Annotated in this window: 20 protein-coding genes; 14 read left to right on the top strand and 6 right to left on the bottom strand. The window is 43.1% G+C overall.

All coding sequences use genetic code 11. From position 1 onward, the window contains the following. Positions 1 to 510: 510 nt before the first annotated feature. The 3 genes from AC2EXB_RS07555 to AC2EXB_RS07565 form a co-directional block, all read right to left on the bottom strand. Positions 511 to 1,602 carry an NAD(P)-dependent alcohol dehydrogenase gene (locus AC2EXB_RS07555; RefSeq protein WP_483604276.1) on the bottom strand — a complete coding sequence of 364 codons (1,092 nt, stop codon included), beginning with the start codon at positions 1,600 to 1,602 and terminating at the stop codon, positions 511 to 513. 160 nt (positions 1,603 to 1,762) lie between these two features. Next, complete coding sequence (locus AC2EXB_RS07560; RefSeq protein WP_483604277.1) at positions 1,763 to 2,548, bottom strand: ATP-grasp domain-containing protein; 786 nt, start codon at positions 2,546 to 2,548, stop codon at positions 1,763 to 1,765. After that, positions 2,545 to 3,408 (bottom strand): ATP-grasp domain-containing protein, encoded by an 864-nt coding sequence (locus AC2EXB_RS07565; RefSeq protein ID WP_483604278.1) that lies wholly within the window; start codon positions 3,406 to 3,408, stop codon positions 2,545 to 2,547. The genes AC2EXB_RS07560 and AC2EXB_RS07565 overlap by 4 nt, the downstream gene beginning before the upstream one ends. 73 nt (positions 3,409 to 3,481) lie before the next feature. Between AC2EXB_RS07565 and AC2EXB_RS07570 the strand changes: the two genes are divergently transcribed. Together AC2EXB_RS07570 and AC2EXB_RS07575 are read left to right on the top strand one after the other, a co-directional pair. Beyond that, the gene (locus AC2EXB_RS07570; protein ID WP_483604279.1) at positions 3,482 to 4,678 is read left to right on the top strand and encodes a bifunctional folylpolyglutamate synthase/dihydrofolate synthase; all 1,197 of its coding nucleotides are present in this window, start codon (positions 3,482 to 3,484) and stop codon (positions 4,676 to 4,678) included. 48 nt (positions 4,679 to 4,726) lie between these two features. Further along, positions 4,727 to 6,430: a sensor domain-containing diguanylate cyclase gene (locus AC2EXB_RS07575; protein ID WP_483604280.1), complete on the top strand. Its 1,704-nt coding sequence runs from the start codon at positions 4,727 to 4,729 to the stop codon at positions 6,428 to 6,430. A gap of 42 nt (positions 6,431 to 6,472) precedes the next feature. Here AC2EXB_RS07575 and AC2EXB_RS07580 read toward each other — a convergent pair whose 3' ends face one another. Genes AC2EXB_RS07580 through AC2EXB_RS07590 form a run of 3 tightly spaced genes read right to left on the bottom strand, consistent with a single transcriptional unit; the run spans position 6,473 to position 9,276 of the window. Further along, positions 6,473 to 8,287 carry a DUF7305 domain-containing protein gene (locus tag AC2EXB_RS07580; RefSeq protein WP_483604281.1) on the bottom strand — a complete coding sequence of 605 codons (1,815 nt, stop codon included), beginning with the start codon at positions 8,285 to 8,287 and terminating at the stop codon, positions 6,473 to 6,475. Between the two features lie 46 nt (positions 8,288 to 8,333). Continuing rightward, a complete protein-coding gene (locus AC2EXB_RS07585; RefSeq protein WP_483604282.1) occupies positions 8,334 to 8,873 on the bottom strand; it encodes a PulJ/GspJ family protein in 540 nt (179 codons plus the stop codon). Next, entirely contained in the window at positions 8,860 to 9,276 is a 417-nt protein-coding gene (locus tag AC2EXB_RS07590; RefSeq protein ID WP_235198978.1) for a prepilin-type N-terminal cleavage/methylation domain-containing protein, read from the bottom strand. The genes AC2EXB_RS07585 and AC2EXB_RS07590 overlap by 14 nt, the downstream gene beginning before the upstream one ends. A 341-nt stretch (positions 9,277 to 9,617) precedes the next feature. On the opposite strand from AC2EXB_RS07590, the gene AC2EXB_RS07595 reads away from it, so the two are divergent. The 12 genes from AC2EXB_RS07595 to radC all read left to right on the top strand — a co-directional run bounded on the left by AC2EXB_RS07595 (position 9,618) and on the right by radC (position 21,118). After that, a complete protein-coding gene (locus tag AC2EXB_RS07595) occupies positions 9,618 to 10,007 on the top strand; it encodes a hypothetical protein (protein WP_483604283.1) in 390 nt (129 codons plus the stop codon). A 1-nt stretch (position 10,008) separates the two neighbouring features. Continuing rightward, entirely contained in the window at positions 10,009 to 11,493 is a 1,485-nt protein-coding gene (locus AC2EXB_RS07600; protein ID WP_483604284.1) for a VanW family protein, read from the top strand. Between the two features lie 22 nt (positions 11,494 to 11,515). Continuing rightward, complete coding sequence (locus AC2EXB_RS07605; protein WP_235198981.1) at positions 11,516 to 13,174, top strand: GspE/PulE family protein; 1,659 nt, start codon at positions 11,516 to 11,518, stop codon at positions 13,172 to 13,174. Positions 13,175 to 13,176: 2 nt separating this feature from the next. Beyond that, positions 13,177 to 14,217, top strand: coding sequence for a type IV pilus twitching motility protein PilT (locus tag AC2EXB_RS07610; RefSeq protein ID WP_483604285.1), 1,041 nt, complete (start codon positions 13,177 to 13,179; stop codon positions 14,215 to 14,217). 3 nt (positions 14,218 to 14,220) lie between these two features. Continuing rightward, entirely contained in the window at positions 14,221 to 15,432 is a 1,212-nt protein-coding gene (locus AC2EXB_RS07615) for a type II secretion system F family protein (RefSeq protein WP_483604286.1), read from the top strand. A gap of 134 nt (positions 15,433 to 15,566) precedes the next feature. Continuing rightward, positions 15,567 to 16,016, top strand: coding sequence for a prepilin-type N-terminal cleavage/methylation domain-containing protein (locus tag AC2EXB_RS07620; RefSeq protein ID WP_483604287.1), 450 nt, complete (start codon positions 15,567 to 15,569; stop codon positions 16,014 to 16,016). Between the two features lie 39 nt (positions 16,017 to 16,055). After that, entirely contained in the window at positions 16,056 to 16,994 is a 939-nt protein-coding gene (pilM, locus tag AC2EXB_RS07625) for a type IV pilus biogenesis protein PilM (protein WP_483604288.1), read from the top strand. 2 nt (positions 16,995 to 16,996) lie between these two features. After that, positions 16,997 to 17,761 (top strand): PilN domain-containing protein, encoded by a 765-nt coding sequence (locus tag AC2EXB_RS07630; RefSeq protein ID WP_483604289.1) that lies wholly within the window; start codon positions 16,997 to 16,999, stop codon positions 17,759 to 17,761. Beyond that, positions 17,758 to 18,720 (top strand): LysM peptidoglycan-binding domain-containing protein, encoded by a 963-nt coding sequence (locus AC2EXB_RS07635; RefSeq protein ID WP_483604290.1) that lies wholly within the window; start codon positions 17,758 to 17,760, stop codon positions 18,718 to 18,720. Before AC2EXB_RS07630 ends, AC2EXB_RS07635 begins: the two co-directional genes overlap by 4 nt. A gap of 149 nt (positions 18,721 to 18,869) precedes the next feature. Beyond that, complete coding sequence (locus AC2EXB_RS07640; RefSeq protein ID WP_483604291.1) at positions 18,870 to 19,625, top strand: prepilin peptidase; 756 nt, start codon at positions 18,870 to 18,872, stop codon at positions 19,623 to 19,625. A 196-nt stretch (positions 19,626 to 19,821) separates the two neighbouring features. Beyond that, a complete protein-coding gene (locus AC2EXB_RS07645) occupies positions 19,822 to 20,436 on the top strand; it encodes a Maf family protein (RefSeq protein ID WP_483604292.1) in 615 nt (204 codons plus the stop codon). Further along, positions 20,423 to 21,118: a RadC family protein gene (radC, locus tag AC2EXB_RS07650; RefSeq protein ID WP_483604293.1), complete on the top strand. Its 696-nt coding sequence runs from the start codon at positions 20,423 to 20,425 to the stop codon at positions 21,116 to 21,118. Before AC2EXB_RS07645 ends, radC begins: the two co-directional genes overlap by 14 nt. Positions 21,119 to 21,187 lie beyond the last annotated feature (69 nt).

A 21,187-nucleotide genomic window follows, 5' to 3' on the forward strand; every position in this document is an offset into this window, starting at 1 on the left:
TCTATCGACACTGATCCAATCCGAACAAATAAAAAAAGCCTGCAAGCAGCAAGTTTTCATCAAAAACGGAAGTGAGGGGTGCTTAGTTAGCCATCCACACCCGATTTCCATGTTCTATTGACACTACTCGACTCTTTATCGACACTACCCGAGTTTTTATCGACACTAAAAGGAATTCTTTCGACACTCATCGGAGTTCTTTTGACACTATGGGAGTTTCCTTCTGACACTAATCGAGTTTCAACTTCAATTGTGTCTGCCTTTGCCAGAAAAGCGAAATAAAAAAGCCCGCTTTATCAGCGAACTTCCATCACACACGAAATGGGGCGTCTTTCTCCAATTTCTGAAGATGCTGCATCAACAATTCCACAATATTCTCTTCATGCGTTTAATAATACAGCCATGCGACAATTTTGAAACTAAAGAAGAGGGGATCAATGGCGATGAATTAGCTGCAGCCGAATCCCACATAAAATTAAAACGCTCCTGAAAAAGTTCAGGAGCGTTTTGTTATTCAGCGATTTTGACAATCGGTTTGATGGTCGAGCCGTTTTTCGAATCCTCAAAGGCTTCGTTGATCTGTTCAAACTCATATACTTTCGTCAGTTTGTCGAACGGGAACATGCCCCGTTTGAAATAATTCACGAGCTGCGGAATGAACACCTGAGGAATCGAGTCGCCTTCGATAACGCCCATCACTGTTTTTCCTTCCGCCATGATGTCGTTATGGACATCAAAAGTCATTTCTGGCGTCACACCGACGATTGCACAGGAGCCGAGTGGGCGAAGCGAATGGATTGCCTGTTTAACGACCGGGGGAACGCCTGTCGTCTCTACTGCATAATGAAGGCCGCCACCCGTAATTGCCTTGATTTCTTGTACCACATCTACATTTTTGCCATTCAGAATATGGGTTGCACCGAGTTCCTTTGCTAATTCCAGCCGGTTGTCGTGTATATCGACGGCAATGATATTGAGGCAGCCTGCAATTTTCGCAGCCATTACTGCACTCAATCCAACAGCGCCACTGCCAAAAACAGCAATAGAAGAGCCGAATTCCGGTTTCAAGCGGTTCAATACCGTCCCGGCACCTGTCTGAATACCGCATCCAAGCGGCCCAAGCAGGGTTAAATCCACTTCTTTATCAACTTTGACGACATTTCGCTCGTTTGTAACCGCGAAAGTGCCGAACGACGACTGGCCGAAAAACGTTGAAACAGCATGGTCGTGATGGTGAATCCGGTTTGTGCCGTCCTGCATCTTTCCGCCAAAGTTCAAATCGTTAAAGTTCAGGCAAACCGTCGGATGGCCGGTCAGGCAATTCTCGCAATGGCCGCAATAGGCAAACGACAAAACGACATGATCGCCGGCCTCAATCGAGGTAACCGCCGACCCGACTTTTTCAACAACACCGGCGCCTTCATGGCCAAGCACCGCTGGAAAAGGCGACAATCCTAAATCCCGGGCTACGGCATCTGTATGGCAAACGCCGGTCGCTACAATTTTCACGAGTACCTCATGGTCTTTCGGTTCGCCAAGTTCCACTTCTTCAAATTTAAAATCCTCACCCAATCCGTGCGTCACTGCTGCTTGAATCTTCATTGAATCCCTCCTGTTATTTTTTCTGCTCAATTAGTAAGATACCCGCTTTCATAGAGGAATAGTCAGTGAATGGAAATTATCGAAATTGCTGAAAGATAATCAAACTTGTCTTTAAAATCATTAATAAAAAATCCAGCCCGCAAAAGCAGGCTGGATCAATTTACTCTTCCTTCAGGCGAAAAGGCCGTTCTTTTTCAATCTTCTTCAAATGCACTGCCAACAATTCGGCAATATTTTCTTCGTGCGTCTTATAAAATGATCGTGCTCCGACCGGATCTTCAATTTCGTTGAATAAATGACGCCCATCAGGCAATAAAAGAAAATCAACACCAATATAATCGCTTTTCAGCGCACGGGCAATTTTCAAGACGTCTTGCTCTTGCGCAGCAGAGAGGATGTATTTCTCCGCTTTGCCGCCGAGCGAGTAATTCGCTTTGAATGAATCGGCAGAACTCCGCTTTACTGCACCGACCACTTCGGTGCCAATTACATAAGCACGAACATCCGCCACATGGTCGACAACGGGCTGAAAAATAGAAGCATTTGTCGGGATCTCGGCAGCCGAGTGGACCAATTCAACGCCGTTTCCCCCGTGTCCGTCCGCTGTTTTAGCGACACAAGGAAGTTCTTTCGCTTCCCGGTATGTCGGAATCATAGGCACCCCCATTAATTGCATAAACTGAAAGCTTTGCCATTTGTCATTGGCAATGCGATTCACTTCGGCGCGGTTCACCAAGTGGATCCGCTGGTCTTCCAAAAAACGTGCGGCAGCAGGGCGGCGGACACGGAACAAAACGAGTGAACCTTTCAAATTCTCAGCAAGCGCACCCAATCCCTCATCCGACCAATCGTCCCAGCACAGCAGTTTAAAACTGCCGAACTTCTGCAGTTCGTCGATAAATTCTTTATTGCGATGAGCGTCCGCCGTCTCGTACAATAGGATCATTTCAAGTCCTCCAGTATGAATTCGATCATAGCATCCGCGACATTGATGCCCGTGACATTCAAGATATTGCGGATATGGGCAGCGGCATTCACTTCACAGACGAGCGGCTGTTCCTGTTCATCAAACAACAGATCGACCCCGGCAAACACAGTTCCGACTGCCTCAGCAGCCTTCAGCGCAAGCGTCCGCTGGGCTTCCGTCAGTTCAATAGGGGAAGCGGTTCCGCCATTGGTGATGTTTGCCCGGAAATCCGTCTCGGAATGGCGGTACATTGCTGCAACGATTTCGCCGCCGACAATATTGACACGGATGTCGCGTCCGCGGCTTGATGCAATAAATTCCTGGAAGACAAAATCGATGCCGCGAAGCGATTCCACCTTTTCGTAAAATTGCTCTTCCGTTTCAATCAAATAAACTTTCATGCCGAATGAGCCATGTCCTTCTTTAATGATCATCGGCAGTTTCAATGTATCGATTACCCGTTCAAAATAGCCGGACTCTAGTATCGAGAAATTCGGATAGACTTTCGGTGCAACGATGGTCCGGGGCATAGGCAGACCATGTGCCGCCAATTGAATATATTGTTTTGCTTTATTGTCGCAAAGGTCAATGATGGACGGGTCATTGTAGACGGGAACCCCTTGGCTTTTCAGAAAATAGCCAAGCAAAATGTCTTTATCGAGGAGCACCGCAAAATCGGGGAGATCCGGTTCGGCAGACAGATCCATCATCGCCTCGTAGTTTTTCATCATCCTTGCCGAAACGCCAGCCCGTTCAGCCGCATCAGCTGTTAAGCGGGCTTGGTCAGCGAATTTATCAGAGACGAGACTTCCGTTATAAATCACCCAACATGTTGTCATTTCCAGTTCTCCTTCATGGTATAATTAATCTTAAAAAAAGTGTATCACGTTTAACGGAGAAAGAAGGGTAAAAATGATAAATGGACTCGACACCTACAAGAAGAAATGGAACATCCAGACGGAAGCTGCTATCAAACCCGGGCTGCATGCCATCACGGCTGCTTTAAAAGAATTAGACAACCCTCATCAAAAAGGGACTTTCATACATATTGCCGGTACCAACGGCAAAGGCTCGACCGCCACTTTCCTGGCAAGCATCTTACGTGAGCACGGTTTATCGGTCGGCAATTTCTTCTCCCCGGAAATTGAAGATCTCCATGACCAAATCCAGATCAACGGCGAGCCGATTCCAGCAGAAGAAATGGACCGCACGATGAACCGGCTAGCGTCGCTCCGGACGCAGCTTACGGATTTTGAATTGCTGACTGCGGCGGCATTCCTGGTATTTAGTGAACATCCGCTTGATGCTGTGATCATTGAAGCAGGGATGGGCGGGCGCTTCGACAGCACGAATGTCATCGATCCATTCCTTTCGATCATTCCGTCCATTTCGATGGAACATACGGCTTTTCTCGGTGATACACTGGAAGAAATTGCTTGGCATAAAGCTGGGATTATCAAAAAGTGGAAGCCAGTCGTTGTAGGCGCTCTCCCAGAAGCCGCAATGGCAGTAGTAAATGAAACATCTGACAAGCTCCATTCCGAAGTCATCAAGGCAAAAGAGCCGATTACGGTGGAATTAAAACTGAAAGGGCAGCATCAAATCCGAAACGCCCAACTTGCGGTAGAGGCAGCGAAAGAATTATTGCTGCTGACGTTCGATCAAGAGAAAGCGAATGCCGGCCTTTCTAAAGCCACTATTCCGTTTCGCTTTGAACAACTCTACCCGGGGCTAATTTTAGATGCGGCGCATAATGTTGAAAGCATCGAAGCATTGATCTCGACAGTAAAAGAACAATATCCAACTAAAGAAATCCATTTAGTCGTGGGCATTTTAAAAGACAAAAATTACCCGGAAATCTTGCGGAAACTCGAGCGTATCAGTGATCGGTTCACGTTTATTGAATTTGAAAGCGAGCGTGCGTTAGCTGGAAATATTTTATTTAAAGAAAGTAGAAGTAAAATAAAGACAATTCAAAATCAATGTGATATATTACCTGTACAAGGTAAAGACGTCATGACAATAGTCACAGGTTCGATGAATTTATTGTCAATTCTTAAAAACGAAGATTTCAAGATTTTTGCTAATTATAAAAGCGCCGCCAGCTAAAGGTTTATTGTCAATTTGTGCGAAAATATCCGGGGAGAAGATGATGCTATGTCGGACATAAAAAATAGAAAAGTAGTTCTTTGGTTAGTTTGGCTGCTCATTGTGCCGCCGGGATTCTACTTCATATACCAGTATTTTCCTCCGCCTGAAATCGATCCTTGGAATCTTCTGCCGTTCATTCTATTTTTCGTCTTAACATGCTTAATGCCGATGAACATCAACGGCGCTTCGACATTTCTTGTTCAATGGATGACCGTTGCCGTATTCCTGAAATACGGCATCGTTGTCGAGATGATAATTTCTCAATTGACAATGTTGGTCGTATTATTCAGAAGCCGCACAGATGAATCACAGTCGATTCGCATTCCATTTAACTCAACAATGTTTTTCCTCATCTCGACTTTTGCTGGTTTGGCTTTCATAGGAGCGGGGGGAGAGATCGGTTCGCTTAATTTGATGCACATCATCTTATTTGGCTTAATTTTTCAAGTTGTATCAGTTGTAGCGAATCAAACCATTTTCTACATTTATGATAAAATCACGGGCACGCCGAATAAATTCTTTTCCATCGATGCCATCTGGGATTTTGCGTTGACGCTATGCGTATTCCCTTATGCCATCGCGCTCTATATAACAGAGGCCTATATCGGAAGTGCTGCACTGCTCCTTCTCGGAATTCCGTTTTTCATCATGACAGCTGTTATGAAAATGTACAATAGCTCCGAACAAGTCAATATCGATTTGAAAAAAGCGGGGGAGATCGGCCATCAATTGGCAGCCCGGCTTTCATCTGAGGAAGTGCTTGATCAATTCGTTCTCCACGTAGCCGATATGTTCAAAACTGATTATGCCTATGTCATTGACTACCGCGGCGGCGAATTACTGATGTTGCGGATGTTTGAAAATAGTGAATTCATTGAACTTAATATACCAGCTGTCCGATATAACAAGGGGATTGCCGGAAACGTCATCGTAACAAATACACCGGTCGTCTATCAGAAAAAGTCACAATGGAAAGAAATCGTCACCGGCTATATTCCAGTCGATGCCGAAAGCATCATGTGCACACCGATTGCCCGGAACAATAAAATCGAAGGGGTGCTCGTTCTCGCATCCAAGAAAAAATACGCATACGTCAGCCACCAGCTGCAGATACTCGATATCTTGAGTACGTATTTTGCCGTATCGCTCGAAAAAGCGGGATATGTCCAAAAAGCGATTGCGAAGAGCGAACGCTGTGGATTAACGAAATTATACAATTACCGTTATTTAGATGAAGCACTTGAAAAATGCATGAACAAAGTCAAATCCGGCGAGCTCGAAAACCTGTCGCTCGTCATGATGGACATCGACCACTTCAAGAGCATCAATGATACGTATGGTCACCAAAGCGGTAACGATATCCTGATCGAACTCGCAAGGCTGCTCGAAGCGGAAGTAGGGGAGGAAGGGACTGTTGCCCGCTACGGCGGCGAAGAATTTGTCGTTCTCTTCCCGAACTACGGCAAAGACCTATCGATGTTATTTGCAGAATCTTTGCGCAAGAAAATCGAAAAGCACGCATTCAAAATCAAAACCGATCTAGGTGTCGATCGCGGCATCCAAGACGTCCATATCACCTTAAGCATCGGTGTCTCAACCGCACCAGACGACAGCGACGAACCGAATGCCTTGATCCGCAATGCGGACAGAGCGCTGTATATCGGCGCGAAGCAAGCGGGACGGAATAAGGTTGCGGCTTATGTGAAATAGAAAAAGAGTGGAAATCCTAGATTGTAGGATTTCCACTCTTTTTTAATAGCTTCGATCTTTTTCGAGAGGGGGGTCAACTTTATAGATGACTGGCTCTTGTTGTTTTAAATCGGAATAGGTGGAGATGATTTCGTCGTCGTAGATAACCTGAAGTCGAGAACCTCTTTTAGCTTGTTCTGTAGTTCCTTCAAAATAATCATAATTTGTACTCCACCCATTTCTATAGCTTATTATATGAGCGTCGGTGAATTTTGAATTTGAAGCTCTACCACGTATTGCATTTAATACTATTTTTCTAGCTGAAATACCGCCATCAATTTTAATATTTGATCCAACCCCAAACATTTCAAAATCACTCTCACTGTAGAAAAAACCTTTGATATAACTTGGGGTGTCTTGATTAACTGAGTTATTGGAAATTTTAATATTTCCTTTAGAAAGTATAATTAAAGAACCTTTTTTATTATTTGGCAAATTTTTACCATTTATTCTGGAGTATTCAATAGTGACATTTCCATTTACATATAATAAAACGTTACTTAATAGGTCAGCTCCCTTAATATTTACATTTCCATTTACATATATCGGACCATCTAATATAACATCTGAATAGTTGTCTACATTCTCAGATGTACTGTTATTTCCTATATTTAAATTCCCTTCAATATACAGGCCATTTTTAAAGCTTGAAACTGTATTTTTAAATTCCACGCTTCCATTTGTGGAAGCTTGTTTAAAAGAATTAGTCCCTTCAAATATATATGTTTGATTGTCGCCAGCGAACCGTTTGTTTTCGTATTTTCGACAACTAAGCCATCCTTCATCTACACAAACTCTTTGAGTATAGTCATGCATCAGAAAGACTTTATCATTTATTCTATCTTCGCTACTAAATGTTAGATCAGACCCAGAGTTTATCTCTCTTACCCCAGCGGCTGTGGATATATATTGAAAGTTAGGTTTTTGAGCTGTTATCCCAATCGGGCTCCTTACAGGTTCTCTTGAAACAAGTAAAGGGGAAGCATCAGTCCTGAATAATTCATCAATATTTGTTTTCTCTGTATATGAAGTGGAAGGAAAACTATTTCTAATTAAATGACTATCATAATCAACAACATTATTTATAGTATATGCTTTCTTTCCAAGGAAAAGCCTAGAAGATTCAACACCATCGAGTGGAAGGGCTGATGGAAACAAGCTAGGAATCCAACGTTGTCCGCCTAGATAGGCATATCCACTTGAAGAGGTAACAATATTTCCGTCGACTTTAATATCTCCTTTAATCTCAACTCCACCATGCATCAAAAGATTACCTTCCCCATCTTGTAAGCCATCTGCAGAATCTATGTTTGTGCCAACTGCATATCTTAAAGCTTCAGGTGCAGTTTCTGCCCCAATTTCTATTTTACTAGTTAAAGTTCGATTGGAATTGCCAGATGTACCTACACTTTTAAAGGTAACGAGTTTCTTTAACTCGTTGACTTCATTATTTTCATCAAAACTATTAACGTAAGATTCAATGCAGACTTTGTATTCTCCAGTAATACTTAAAGTAGTTGGAGAATTTTTACTACATAAATAATTATTTAAATAATTTTCTAATTGATAAACAAATTCTGTGCGAGGTCTTCCATTGATACCTAAGTACGTAGTCAATTCAGAATTTATTTGAGTAGTGATTAGATCAATGCCTTTTTGAGACAGATCCGCGGATTGCGTAATATCTTCTCGCACTTCGTTTTTGCTTCCGCCATTCAAAGTGAACATCATGAGGGTAGTACCTAAAACGCTAAATACAACCAAAATCAACAATGTAACCAGTAAAGCATAACCATTCTGTTGTTTTAGGTATTTCATCAATGACTCCCCCTACTAATTAAATGAAATCCATTTTTTGTGGCCATTATAATTTATCCTCAATAATTGAGATAGTGTTTTTAAAATCCATTTGGTGGACTCTTCCTTTTACAGTAGTTTCTAGAGTGAACTTAATCGTAAATTCAACACCATCTCTGGAATTAATATTAGCTATATTTGAAAGGTTACTTGAAGTAGTGCAAGGTATAGGAACAAATTTCACGTTTGTATTATTTAACCTTACTGGTTGACCACGTACAATAACATCTTTATTTATAACACCTGTTTTATAAGAAGTTCCATTGCTTTTCGTTACACTGACTTCTGAATTTATGAATCCATTAGTGCAAGAATTGACCAACTTCGCTTCCGTTTTTTTCATCACATAGAAATCTGAAATGTAATTCGCCATGATTAAATCAGCTTCGTCTCGAAGTTCGGTTTCAACTTTGACCCGATTGTAATTATTATAACCTTGGAAAAGGATTGAATAAGCTAATGCTCCAATAATACTCATAATCACTAAAGTGGCTAGAACTTCGACTAATGTGATTCCATATTCATTATTAATTTTACGGTTTAACATAAGGCAGATATCCTTCCACAGTACTGGATAAATTTGAAGTTGGAGATTTGGCGGTTACAGTTACGTTATATAATGACAAATTTGATTCCGATGTATTTTGAGTAAAATCAATATTTATAAGATAATTCTTACCGTTTATGGTATCTGTACGAGTTATATCGATGCCGCTTTTTAATGTAGTTGGTGGAAACGCATAACCTGTATTTTTAAAATAAAGAACAGGATCAGCTTTCATCCGCTCTAAATTAGCATCGGCTAGGTTAATAACAACTAGTTTTTCACTGTTTGTCACGGCAAATTTATTCGTAGTCCCGAATAGAGCCATAAATCCCATTAAGACGATTGAAATTAATACTACTGCTGCTAAAACTTCTACTAATGTTAAACCCTTTTCATTCTTCATAAAACACCTCATTAATCATTAAGCCATCAAAAAATGGAACTAAATACCCAATTCCGTTATTTTTTTTTGCTTCTACAGATATATATAACATTTTTTCATCCGGTAATCTATAACACCTTACTTTATTTTGCAATAAAAATATTTTCGTCTAGGAGGCAAGAACTACTTTCATCTATAACAATTATCTTGTATGATAACAAGTGATAAGTGGTAAACTCAACCTAATCCCTTTACTTCATTTTACATTTTATCGGGTGAATAGCGAGTTTTATTAATATAATCGTTGATATAGTGGTTTTAAAATAATTTCAATTTTTTTCAACTTATACAGGAGGTTCGTTATGGTTCGTATTTTAATTTTAGTTATCTTTGCTGCAATAGTTTTTGCACTTGCTTATACACTTTTTAAAACAATTCCTATGAAAAAGAAAATGACAATTATAGGGGGAGCAGTGGCAGCGGCAACAATCGGATTGATCATGCAAAATTACATGCCGTTTTATATGTCGCTGCTTGCGATAGTGGCAATTTCTTTGATGGCGTCATTAATTTATATGAAGCAGTTAGAAAAAGCGCAAATGGAGAAGGTCAAACAATCTGAAGAACGCCGGGCAGCTCGCCAGAAATTTCTATCTCGTCAAAGTAAAGTGAATTTGGTTAAGGATGATAATCAAGATCTTGCCAAAGCGTCTGGGATGGACAGCATGAATCCGAAGCGGAGGGAGTCGTAAGATGGACAATAAAGTTTTTGGAACGACATTTTTAGCGATCATCCTTTCAGCCTTTTTATTCTTCGGCGTTGCAAATGCAGGGGCTTTGGCCGTAGACAAATGGTTTTTCCCCGTCGAAAAATTTGGCGATAATACGTATATCGGTGCAACGGATGTTTCAAATATGGAAGTTACTGAAGCCAAACAACTATTTGCAGGCCGAGTGGAATCATGGAAACAGTCTGCGCAGCTCATTGTCACGTACCAAGACGCAACAGCTAATTATCCATTAGACAATGCACAGATCCTTTTGGATGAAACAGTTCAGCAAGCTCAAAACGGTTCGCAGAATAATTTCGTCTTCCAATTATCGGATGCAACAACTCAGACCTTTTTGGCGGAACAGTTTCCAGCAGCGGTATTTTCCACTGAACAAATTCAAAGCGTTACGGCTAAATTAGAAGAAAGCCTTCATAACGGACAAGCAGAAACGCGTGTAACGATTAGTGATGACAATTTAAGTGTTGAACGCGAAGTCGTTTCTTCCGTGTCGTTCAATCATAATTTACAAAGTAAAGGTGCACAGGCAGCATTGGCTGCATTGAACGGTTTCCAAATTGCGCCGAATGCCCAGTTCTCATTTATTGGTTTTTTAGATGAACAAGACCTCCAGCAAGTTTCAGACCAGGAACTTACAGAAATTGCATCCGCTATCTATGGCGTAATCCTGCAGTCCAATTTTATTATCGATGAACGGAGTATCGGTACAAAGATTCCTTCTTCTATACCTTTGGGCCAGGAAGCAGCAATTAATCGTGCTTTAAATGTCGATTTCGTATTTACCAATCCGAATGACAGCAGTTTTATCTTGAATATTGGAACAAACGGAACAGCAATAGAAGCTTCAATGACAGGATTGCCATTTGTCTACACGTATTCAGTTCAAATTGGTGAGCAGGAAGAAGTAAAACCTCGATTGATTAAACAATACAGTGCGTTCGTATCGAATGGTTCTACAGTAAAAGAAACAGGAGCGGATGGTGTCCGCTTAAATGTTGGCCGTTTGATCCTAGCTCAAGGCGAAGAGCTTGAAATTGAACCGATCTCAACTGATTTCTATCCACCGGCTCATCGGATTGAAGTTTATCCGTTAACTTCAACAGAAGTGGTTCCGGAAGGCGGAGAAATTATAGATCCAGCTACTGGCGAAGTAACTAATCCAGGAGGGGCTGAATCGACTACAGGCGATACAGTAGATCCTTCTACAGGAACTGATGGAACGGGTTCATCTTCAGGAAATTCAGGATCTAACGGAACTGGGTCTTCGACAGAAGGCAGTCAACCTGGTAGTGGAACTACGAATGGTCCTGAAAACAATAATAGTGGAACAGGGAATGCCGGTAATAACAATAACGCTGGCGGTTCAGGAAAAGATAATTCAACTGGATCGGGAAATAAAGGATCTGATCCAACTTATGATAAAGGCGGAAACATCATTAATCCTTAACAGTTTTTGAGGGGGACTAAACTTGGCGGCAGTACGTAGAAGGTTAGGCGATATTTTAATCGAGCAAGGTTTGCTCACAGATGAAGACTTAAAAGAAACATTAAAAGCGAAGCAAGGCGACCAAAAATTAGGGGATGCTCTTTTGCAGCGCGGTCTCGTGACCGAACAGCAATTGATCGAAACGCTCGAAGTTCAGCTCGGCATTCCGCATGTCACCTTGTTCCGCTATCCATTTGATCCAAATCTTTTCAATGTAGTGCCAAAGGAATTCGCAAAGCGCAATCTATTGGTGCCTTTAAAAACCGAAGGCGATAAATTATTTGTCGCGATGACGGACCCAATGGATTTCATTACGATCGACGATCTTCGCTTGACGACTGGTTTCCAAATAGAACCAGCCATCGCTTCGAAAGATGATATCTTGAAGACAATTGCGAAATACTACGATGAAGAGTCGTACGATGAAATGCTTGGAGAAATGCCGCAAGTTACCCAGCAGCAACAAGAAGAACTAAGCGATCTGGATGCGCCGATTGTCCGGTTAGTAAACCAAATTCTTTCCAGCGCAGTGGCACAAAAAGCAAGTGATATCCATTTTGATCCGCAGGAAAGCCGGATTTTGGTCCGCTACCGCATTGACGGGGCGCTTCGTACGGTTCGGACATTGCCGAAACAGATGCAGGGAATGATTACTGCCCGCATCAAAATCTTAGCCAATCTGGATATTACAGAAAGCCGCATTCCGCAAGATGGACGGATCAAGTCGACTGTCGACTTCCGTCCGATCGATTTACGTGTTTCATCTCTGCCCACAGTTTACGGCGAAAAAGTGGTTATGCGGATTTTGGATTTAAGCAACAACTTAACAGATATATCGAAGCTTGGTTTTAACCAGACAAATATGGAACGTTTTATGCAAGCAATCGAAAAACCGAACGGCATCATCCTAATATCCGGTCCGACAGGTTCAGGTAAATCTTCTACATTATATGCGGCGTTGAATAAATTGAACGCAGAAGAAGTAAACATCATTACTGTTGAAGATCCAGTCGAGTACCAATTAGAAGGGATTAACCAAATTCAAGTAAATACGAACGTCGGTTTGACATTTGCCGCAGGTCTTCGATCGATCCTTCGTCAAGATCCCGATATCGTCATGGTTGGGGAAATCCGGGATAAAGAAACAGCGGACATTTCGATCCGCGCTTCTTTGACAGGTCACTTAGTTTTGAGCACAATCCATACGAACGATTCCATCGCGTCCATTTCCCGTTTAATGGATATGGGAGTAGAGCCATTTCTTGTTACTGCTTCACTAAATGCGGTTGTAGCCCAGCGTTTGATTCGCCGCGTTTGCCGCGACTGCCGAGAAATCCAGCCGGCAACTGTACGTGAAAAAGAAATTTTTGAAAAGCGCGGATTGGATATCGATATTATCGCAAGGGGCCGTGGATGTTCCCAGTGCAATATGACCGGCTACCGGGGACGTATGGCAATTCACGAAGTACTTGTCGTGGACGAGGCGATCAAGGATGTCATCAACAGAGGCGGTACCGCAGCAGAAATTCGTGAAATTGCCAATAAGAACAAAACAATTTTTCTTATCGATGATGGCCTAATGAAAGTAAAGGAGGGCATGACAACGACAGAGGAAGTAATGCGCGTTGCCATGATTGACTAATTATGCCAAATGATTATATCAACAAAGTATTAACAGCAGCCCAGGAAAAAAATGTATCCGATATTCATATCACAGTAGGGATTCCACCGGTATTCCGGATGCATGGAACGCTTCAGCGGTTCGGGGACGAAAGCATCACGCCGGAACTTTCAAGAGAAATAGGCAAGGCATTAATTCCAGAAAAATTATGGGACATTTTTCTAGAAAAAGGCGAAATGGACTACTCCTACTCTTTGCCTGGTGTTGCCAGATTCCGAGTCAACTCATTTCAGCAGCGAGGCTCAATTTCACATGCGTTCCGAATGATTCCTACTGGCATTCCAACAATTGAGGATTTGAACATGCCGCCGACTTTAAAGAATTTAGCGGAAATCAATCAAGGATTGATTTTGGTGACTGGACCGACCGGATCCGGTAAATCGACTACGCTCGCTGCGATGATTCGCCATATAAACGAAAAAATGAACAAGCACATTATTACGCTTGAAGACCCGATTGAATATTTGCATCAGCACGGGACGTCAATCATTGATCAGCGAGAAGTCGGTTTTGACACGGATAGCTTCGCAAACGGTTTGCGGGCAGCGCTGCGTCAAGATCCAGACGTAATTTTAGTCGGAGAAATGCGAGACCTGGAGACTATTTCAACCGCTATTACAGCTGCAGAAACAGGCCATTTGGTTATGGCGACGCTCCATACGTCAAGCGCAGCTTCGACCATCGAACGGATTATCGATGTTTTCCCGCCGGAACAGCAGTCTCAAGTGCGTACTCAGCTGGGTGGAGTTTTAAAAGCGGTAGTTGCCCAGCGTTTGCTGCCGACTGCAGACAATAAAGGGCGAGTAGCAGCAACAGAAATCATGATCAATAATACTGCCATTGCCAATTTGATTCGCACCGAAAAAGTCCATCAGATTCCGAATGTCATTTTGACGAACCGTTCGGCAGGTATGCACATGATGCTTACGACAATTCAAAGCTTGCTTTCCCAAGGGAAAATTTCCCGCCAGACAGCGCAGCCTTTCCTGGAAGGAGAGGAATAAGAGATGGCGCGTTTTAAATATGAAGGCCGCGACAAGAAAAAGATCCGTACCGGAGTTGTTGTCGCAACAAGCCGGCGAGATGCAGTTGAGCGCTTACGCGATGAAGGCATCAAAGTTATTGATATCCGTGAAGTTGAAGCGACCGCTCTTCAAAAAGATATTGTTATCGGGAACCCGGTAAAAAGGGACCAGTTTATTATGTTTCTCCGTCAATTTTCTACGCTTATGAGAGCGGGAGTTACAATCGTCGACGCAGTTCGCATCCTTTCGAAGCAAGTGGATTCAAAGCCGCTTCGGAAAACATTGGTGGAAGTTGATGAAGAGCTGCGAAAAGGGAATACCTTATCAGACTCTTTAGCAAAATATCCGAAGATTTTTGAGCCGCTGACGATTAACTTGGTCCGGGCGGGGGAGATGTCGGGGAATATCGATGAGTCTCTTGACCGGCTAGCAACGCATTACGATAAAGCCTATCAAACAAGACAAAAGGTAATTTCAGCAATGACTTATCCTGCGGTAGTAGGATTTCTGGCGGTCGGGGTCGTAATTTTCCTATTGTCATCCATCGTCCCGATGTTTGTCGATATGTTTGCGAGTTTTGGAGGCGAATTGCCGTGGATTACGCAGTTTGTAATGGCAGGCAGTGATTTTGTTATCGGCTATTGGTATATTCTCATACTTGCTGTGGTACTAGTAATCGCAACTTATTGGCTGATGAGAAAAAGTGAAGCAGGCAATATGTTGCTAGATAAAGCAGTCCTAAAAGTGCCAATCTTTGGAAACATTATGAAAAAATCTGCATTAGCTAGATTGACGAGAACTTTAAGTTCCTTATTCTCAAGCTCAGTACCAATTCTTCAAGCCATGACCATGACTGAGAAAGTAGTAGGGAATGCTGTTATGTCGAAAGTGCTTCTTTCAGCTAGAGATTCCTTAGAACGTGGAGGGTCTCTAACTGAGCCAATGAAGAATCACTGGGCATTTCCTCCATTAATCCCTCACATGATTTCAATTGGAGAACAAACGGGTTCTTTGGATCATATGTTGGAAAAAGTGGCAGAGTTCTATGAAAAGGAAGTTGAGCAAGAAACGGATCGTTTAAAGGCATTGATTGAACCGTTAATGATTGTATTTCTCGCGCTTCTAGTCGGCACTATAGTCCTAGCAATTATGATGCCGATGTTCGGTATGTTTGAAAATGTAGACAATATGTAGGGACAAAAGTTGTTTTTTGATGTAAATTTTTTATAAATTTTTATGATTTTACTATTGAGTATTTTAGTTCTATTGATATAATAAGAATGTGCTTGAAAAAGTGCTAAATTAACCGAATACGGGGGCAAACACCGATGAAAAAATTCATCCAAAACAAATTAAAAGAGCAAAAAGGTTTGACATTAATCGAGCTTTTAGCAGTAATCGTAATTATCGCTATTATTGCTGCAATTGCAATTCCGGCGATTGGAAATCTAATTGAAAATAGCCGTAACGGAGCAGTTAAAGCCGATTACCAAAATGCACTGGCCGCAGCAAATATTTATTTCACTGAAAACAATAGTGCTACAGGAGCAACAGTTACTGTAGGAGTATTGGCAGGTACAACTGCGGGAGCCACTACTTCTTATTTGGAAGATAAAGGTTCTCTAGCTGATGGTGTGACTATTACAAAAGCTGTTGGAGGAAATAAAATAAGTGGTGCTACCACAGATGGTAAATATGAAATCAAAACTGCAATGACAAATGCACAAATTACTGCTAAAAAGAATAAAGACTTTACAGGTACTACAATTGCACCTTAAGTTTTTATTTTTTTAAATCAAACCCTAGGAGCTGAAAAAATGGCCTTATCGTTTTTGTCGAGGAAAGCGCGAGTCGCAACCATTACTATAGAAGAAGACGCAATCCGGCATGTGGATATCAAGTCGGCTTCGCCACTGGAGTTGAGCTGTGCGGAAGAGATGGATCTTCCGCAAGGCATCATCGAAGACGGCAAAATTGTGGATAGCGAAGCGCTCGAATCGATTCTCGATAAGGCTGTTGATCAGTGGGGTCTCTCTAAGAAGTCAGTCCGATTCCTCGCCCCTGACGAATTCGTTATTATCCGCAAAGTGAATTACCCCGAAGATATTGAAGCCGATGAATTGAAAGGCCACTTTTTCATTGAAATCGGCTCTACGCTTTACCTTCCGTTCGAAGATCCTGTATTCGATGTCGTACCTTACGAATCGGATTCGGAAGAACCGGAAGCGATCATTATTGCCTCAAAAGAATCAGTGATTTCCGATTATGAACGCGTATTTGACCGGGCAAAACTCGATCCGGTTGTAGCGGATATTACGCCGCTTGCGCTATACCGCCTCGGCTTTTTGCAGCATGATTTCCAGAAAGACGAGCACATCATGTTGATCGATATCCAGTCGACAAAAATGACCGTCTCGATTTTCCATGAACATTATCCGTTATTCATGCGTCCTGTGGAATTTGATGCATTCGGCGGTTTAGTTTTAGACACCGAAACAATCACGTCTACGATTGAAACTGAATCTGAAAAGTTAGCTAATTTTTATCGCTACAACATGAACGGCGGAGAAGCCGGCATTACGCATATCGTCTGCAACGGGGAGTTTGAAGACTGGTTTACGTTCCAGTCTCGCCTCGAAGAGCGGTTTGCGGTGCCTGTCACTCCACTTGTTATTGATCCCATTCCGTCCGATCAAGTGAAAAGTGTACCTGTACGCTTCAATCGTGCTATCGGTCTTGCGTTGAAAGAGGTGTAAGTATGCTGGTTGATATTAATTTATTGCCGCAAAAGGAACGGGACCGTCCCGCTTTCCTGATTGCGGCACTTTCGATTTTATTGGTAGCTGTCATTATTTGGGCGGTTCTCTTTTTCATGGCTCGCGCCAATACAGCGGAACAAAATGATTATTTGGCGCAGTCCGAACAGATTGCAGCGGAACAAGCGATTTTGCGTGCTGAAATCGAGCAGACTTCCGGGTTGAACGAAGAACAGCAATTGCAGGCGACAGTCGATTGGGCTGTGAACTACCAATACGATACCGTTCCTTTATTGAACGAAATGGTGTCGATCTTGCCTGAACGCGGATTTTTCAATAGTTTTTCTTACATAGCGCCTAACCAGGCGACATTGACTTTGCAATTTGATACGACGCGGGAAGCCGCGTATTATTTGACGCAGTTAAAAGCATCTGACTTGATCGCTTCTGCGACCTTGGATTCTGTAGCAAATCAAGCCGTGGATACAGCGGTTGTCGAAGGGGAAGAAATCCCGGAAGACGCGATGCTTGAAAATCCGCGTTATTTGGCAACTTATTCGATTGTTTTTGTAGATGAACGCATTCCGGCAGAAGGAACTGCAGAAGGCGAAGTGGTGGACGGAGAAGTCGTTGCCCCGCCAGCTGAAGAAGTTCCGGCAGAAACAGCGCCCGTAGAAGAAACTCCTGTAGAAGAAACACCAGTAGAAGAAGCACCGGCAACTGACGCAGATGCTGTTCCGGCTGAAACGGAGGGGGATTTGCGATGAGCAGTTTGACTCGGAGACAAAAAGAAATGGGGCTCGTGGTCCTGGCTGTTTTATTCCTTTTAGGTTTAGCTGCTTATTCGTATTTTGGCATCTATACACCTGCCCGCGACGCTAAATTGCAGGCAGAGCAGTTATTATCCTCTGAACGGGAAGTACTGATGGCGCTTGAGACGCAAGTGAAATCAAAGCCGGTTGGTGAAAAAATCAGCATTTCAGACCTGCAGCAGAAAGTTTCAGTGGAACCGCTGACGGATCTGATCCTTTTGCAAGTGGAACAAGCGGAATTGATTTCCGATACGCTTGCATTATCGATCGCATTTACGGAAGGGCCGCTTGAATTATTGCAGCCGGTTGAAGGCGTTGAGAATATTCAGGAAGTGCTGACGACAGTTGAGATCGAAGCCGCTGATTACGGCAGCATCCTTCGTTTTATCCGTGAAATCGAATCGATGGACCGGATCATGATTATTGATGCAATCGATTTCGGGGCAAATCCGGAAGTGACGCAAGTATCGGAAGAAGATGAAACTTTAACAGCGTCACTCACTTTCTCCGCATTTTACCGCCCGGATTTGATCGCTTTGCAAGATACAATGCCAAAAGTTGCGGTACCGGCACCTGCTGGGAAAAGCAATCCTTTGCCGCAGAATGACGGGACGGACCTAGAATTAGAGACGACAACGCCTGAAGCTGTGGAAGTACCAGCAGCGGATTCGACACCTTCGGCAGATGCGGACGAGGAAAACGTGGACGTTTCAAAAATTGATACAAAAGACAGCTTCCAAGTTGCCGGCCTTTCTGAACAAATTCATCAGATCCAGGCCGGCGACACGCTTTCTGCGATTTCACTCGAATATTTCGGTGATGCTGATAGAGTAGCTGAATTGCAAGAAGCGAATGGACTGGACAGCACGATGATTTTTACAGGAGACAGTTTAGTTATTCCTGCACTTACATAATAAATGATTATTGGCCTAGCGCTGGGCTGATGCTTCGTATTTAAGGGCTCTTAAGTTTATTCTCAAAATCAAAGGAAGACCGTTGTTTCCAAAAAAAAAGTGGATTCAGCTTATTTGCCATTCAAAAAAACGGATGAAAAGGAGCCGCTATGACAATCACCTATACAGTGTTTTCGTTTATTTTCGGACTGGTTTTTGGTTCTTTCTTTAATGTGGTCGGCCTTCGGGTGCCGAAAAAGGAATCGATCGCTTATCCGCCTTCCCATTGCACGAACTGCAACCGCCAGCTGACGGCGCTTGATCTCATACCGGTATTTTCTTATCTCTTCCTGCGCGGCAAATGCCGGTCGTGCGGCGAGAAGATCCACTGGGTTTATCCGCTGATGGAATTCTTCACTGCGGTATTATTTGCGTTCTCATTTTGGGTCTTCGGGTTTACGCCGGAACTTCTCATTGCGATTCTTTTTGTGTCGCTTCTCGTGATTATCACGGTTTCGGATATCGCGTATATGCTGATTCCGGATAAAGTATTACTGCCGTTTGCGCTTCTCTTGCTTGTGCTCCGTTTCTTCATCCCGCTTGACCCGTGGTGGGATTCGATTTTAGGTGCCTTAGTTGGCTTCCTTCTATTGTTCTTGATTGCGGTCGTATCAAAAGGCGGCATGGGCGGCGGCGACATCAAATTGTTTTTTGTCATCGGCCTCGTGCTTGGGACGACGGGTACTTTGCTGACGCTGTTCTTAGCTTCTTTGATCGGTGCGATTGCGGGAATTTTCCAATTAAGAATAAAAAAAGCTGGCAGAAAAACGCCGGTTCCATTTGGTCCTTCGATTGCGCTAGGCGCGTTGATTGTCTATTTCTGGGGTGAGCCGCTGCTTGATTGGTATTTCGGATTTTTAGGATGAAGCATAGGCTTCGTCCTTTTTTCTTTGCACCAAAATAAATATTTGAAAGCTGTTGGATATGCGAATAATCAAAAATAGAGAGGCAAATCCTATTTTTGATTCCGCCAATCGCTTTAAAAATCATTTTTCGCATTCCGGAGAAATTTTTCAAACCGGAAAATTTTCGGTATGATGCTAAAAAAGGGAGGAATACGAAATGAAATTCAAAGCAAATCAGCCGGTTGTCTTGGCATCGGCATCGCCGCGTCGAAAAGAATTACTGGAAGGGCTAGGCATTGACTTTAAAATTATCCCGAGTAAGAAAGCGGAACCTGCGCCTGAAAATTTTAATACGGCTGTGGAATATGTAATCGAATGTGCACTTCAAAAAGCGAAGGAAGTTGCCAAACAGGCGCCGGAGTCCGTTGTCATCGGTTCGGATACCGTTGTAGTCCTTGGCGGAGAAATTTTGCTGAAGCCGAAAGACAAAGAGCAGGCACGGGATTTTTTGGAGCGTTTGTCCGGCAACACACATGAAGTGGTTACGGCGCTAGCGATTATACAAGGAGATAACGAGCAAACATTTTATGAAGAAACTGAAGTGGCTTTCTATGAGCTTGACTCAGCGTGGATAGAAGCATATATCAAAACGAGCGATCCATATGATAAGGCAGGTGCATACGGGATCCAAACGGCGTCCGGCTTATTTGTTAAAGAAATTAAAGGGGATTACCAAACCGTTGTCGGCTTGCCGGTTGCGAGCCTTGCCCGGAAACTGGAACAATCCGGCTATATTTCATTGGAAGGGAGCCATGTCCATGCTGACTTCTGAACAGCCGTTGATGATCCGGGACGTCCATGCACAGGACCGGCCGCGTGAGCGGCTGGTCAACCAAGGCGCTACGAGTTTATCAAACCAGGAACTCATTGCCATTTTACTCCGCACCGGGACGAAACAGGAATCGGTCCTGCATCTATCCAACCAAGTGCTTCACCATTTCGAGCATCTCCATCATTTAAAAGATGCGACGATCGAAGAAATAACTTCCATTAAAGGCATCGGCCAAGCGAAGGCTGTCCAGCTGCTCGCTGCAATCGAACTTGGCCGCCGTTTATCCTCTAAACAGACTGACACGAAATATACGATCCGTTCCCCGAAAGATGCCGCCTCTTATTTGATGGCGGATATGACTTCCCTCAAACAAGAACATTTCGTGGTTCTTTTTCTCAACATCAAAAATCAAGTCATGCATAAGCAAACCATTTTCGTCGGCAGCTTGAATGCGAGCATCGTCCATCCGCGTGAAATTTTCCGGGAAGCGGTGCGAAGATCGGCTGCATCCATCGTCTGTGCGCATAATCACCCTTCCGGCAACCCGGCGCCTTCACCGGAAGATATCGCCGTCACAAAGCGCCTGATGGAGGCTGGCAGCATTGTCGGAATCGAACTATTGGATCATATCATCATCGGTGACCATCAATTCATTTCTTTGAATGAAAAGGGCTATATGTAACACTGTTGTTTTCTTTACTTTTCAGCTATAATGAAAGGTATTGTGTTAACACTATGGCTTTTTGGCATA

The organism is Planococcus alkaliphilus, assembly GCF_057031095.1.

Excerpts from the sequence above, each read along its gene's own strand:
- AC2EXB_RS07555 (WP_483604276.1), bottom strand. The coding sequence starts at position 1,602 with ATGAAGATTCAAGCAGCAGTGACGCACGGATTGGGTGAGGATTTTAAA.
- AC2EXB_RS07560 (WP_483604277.1), bottom strand. The coding sequence starts at position 2,548 with ATGATCCTATTGTACGAGACGGCGGACGCTCATCGCAATAAAGAATTT.
- AC2EXB_RS07565 (WP_483604278.1), bottom strand. The coding sequence starts at position 3,408 with ATGACAACATGTTGGGTGATTTATAACGGAAGTCTCGTCTCTGATAAA.
- AC2EXB_RS07570 (WP_483604279.1), top strand. The coding sequence starts at position 3,482 with ATGATAAATGGACTCGACACCTACAAGAAGAAATGGAACATCCAGACG.
- AC2EXB_RS07575 (WP_483604280.1), top strand. The coding sequence starts at position 4,727 with ATGTCGGACATAAAAAATAGAAAAGTAGTTCTTTGGTTAGTTTGGCTG.
- AC2EXB_RS07580 (WP_483604281.1), bottom strand. The coding sequence starts at position 8,287 with ATGAAATACCTAAAACAACAGAATGGTTATGCTTTACTGGTTACATTG.
- AC2EXB_RS07585 (WP_483604282.1), bottom strand. The coding sequence starts at position 8,873 with ATGTTAAACCGTAAAATTAATAATGAATATGGAATCACATTAGTCGAA.
- AC2EXB_RS07590 (WP_235198978.1), bottom strand. The coding sequence starts at position 9,276 with ATGAAGAATGAAAAGGGTTTAACATTAGTAGAAGTTTTAGCAGCAGTA.
- AC2EXB_RS07595 (WP_483604283.1), top strand. The coding sequence starts at position 9,618 with ATGGTTCGTATTTTAATTTTAGTTATCTTTGCTGCAATAGTTTTTGCA.
- AC2EXB_RS07600 (WP_483604284.1), top strand. The coding sequence starts at position 10,009 with ATGGACAATAAAGTTTTTGGAACGACATTTTTAGCGATCATCCTTTCA.
- AC2EXB_RS07610 (WP_483604285.1), top strand. The coding sequence starts at position 13,177 with ATGCCAAATGATTATATCAACAAAGTATTAACAGCAGCCCAGGAAAAA.
- AC2EXB_RS07615 (WP_483604286.1), top strand. The coding sequence starts at position 14,221 with ATGGCGCGTTTTAAATATGAAGGCCGCGACAAGAAAAAGATCCGTACC.
- AC2EXB_RS07620 (WP_483604287.1), top strand. The coding sequence starts at position 15,567 with ATGAAAAAATTCATCCAAAACAAATTAAAAGAGCAAAAAGGTTTGACA.
- pilM (WP_483604288.1), top strand. The coding sequence starts at position 16,056 with ATGGCCTTATCGTTTTTGTCGAGGAAAGCGCGAGTCGCAACCATTACT.
- AC2EXB_RS07630 (WP_483604289.1), top strand. The coding sequence starts at position 16,997 with ATGCTGGTTGATATTAATTTATTGCCGCAAAAGGAACGGGACCGTCCC.
- AC2EXB_RS07635 (WP_483604290.1), top strand. The coding sequence starts at position 17,758 with ATGAGCAGTTTGACTCGGAGACAAAAAGAAATGGGGCTCGTGGTCCTG.
- AC2EXB_RS07640 (WP_483604291.1), top strand. The coding sequence starts at position 18,870 with ATGACAATCACCTATACAGTGTTTTCGTTTATTTTCGGACTGGTTTTT.
- AC2EXB_RS07645 (WP_483604292.1), top strand. The coding sequence starts at position 19,822 with ATGAAATTCAAAGCAAATCAGCCGGTTGTCTTGGCATCGGCATCGCCG.
- radC (WP_483604293.1), top strand. The coding sequence starts at position 20,423 with ATGCTGACTTCTGAACAGCCGTTGATGATCCGGGACGTCCATGCACAG.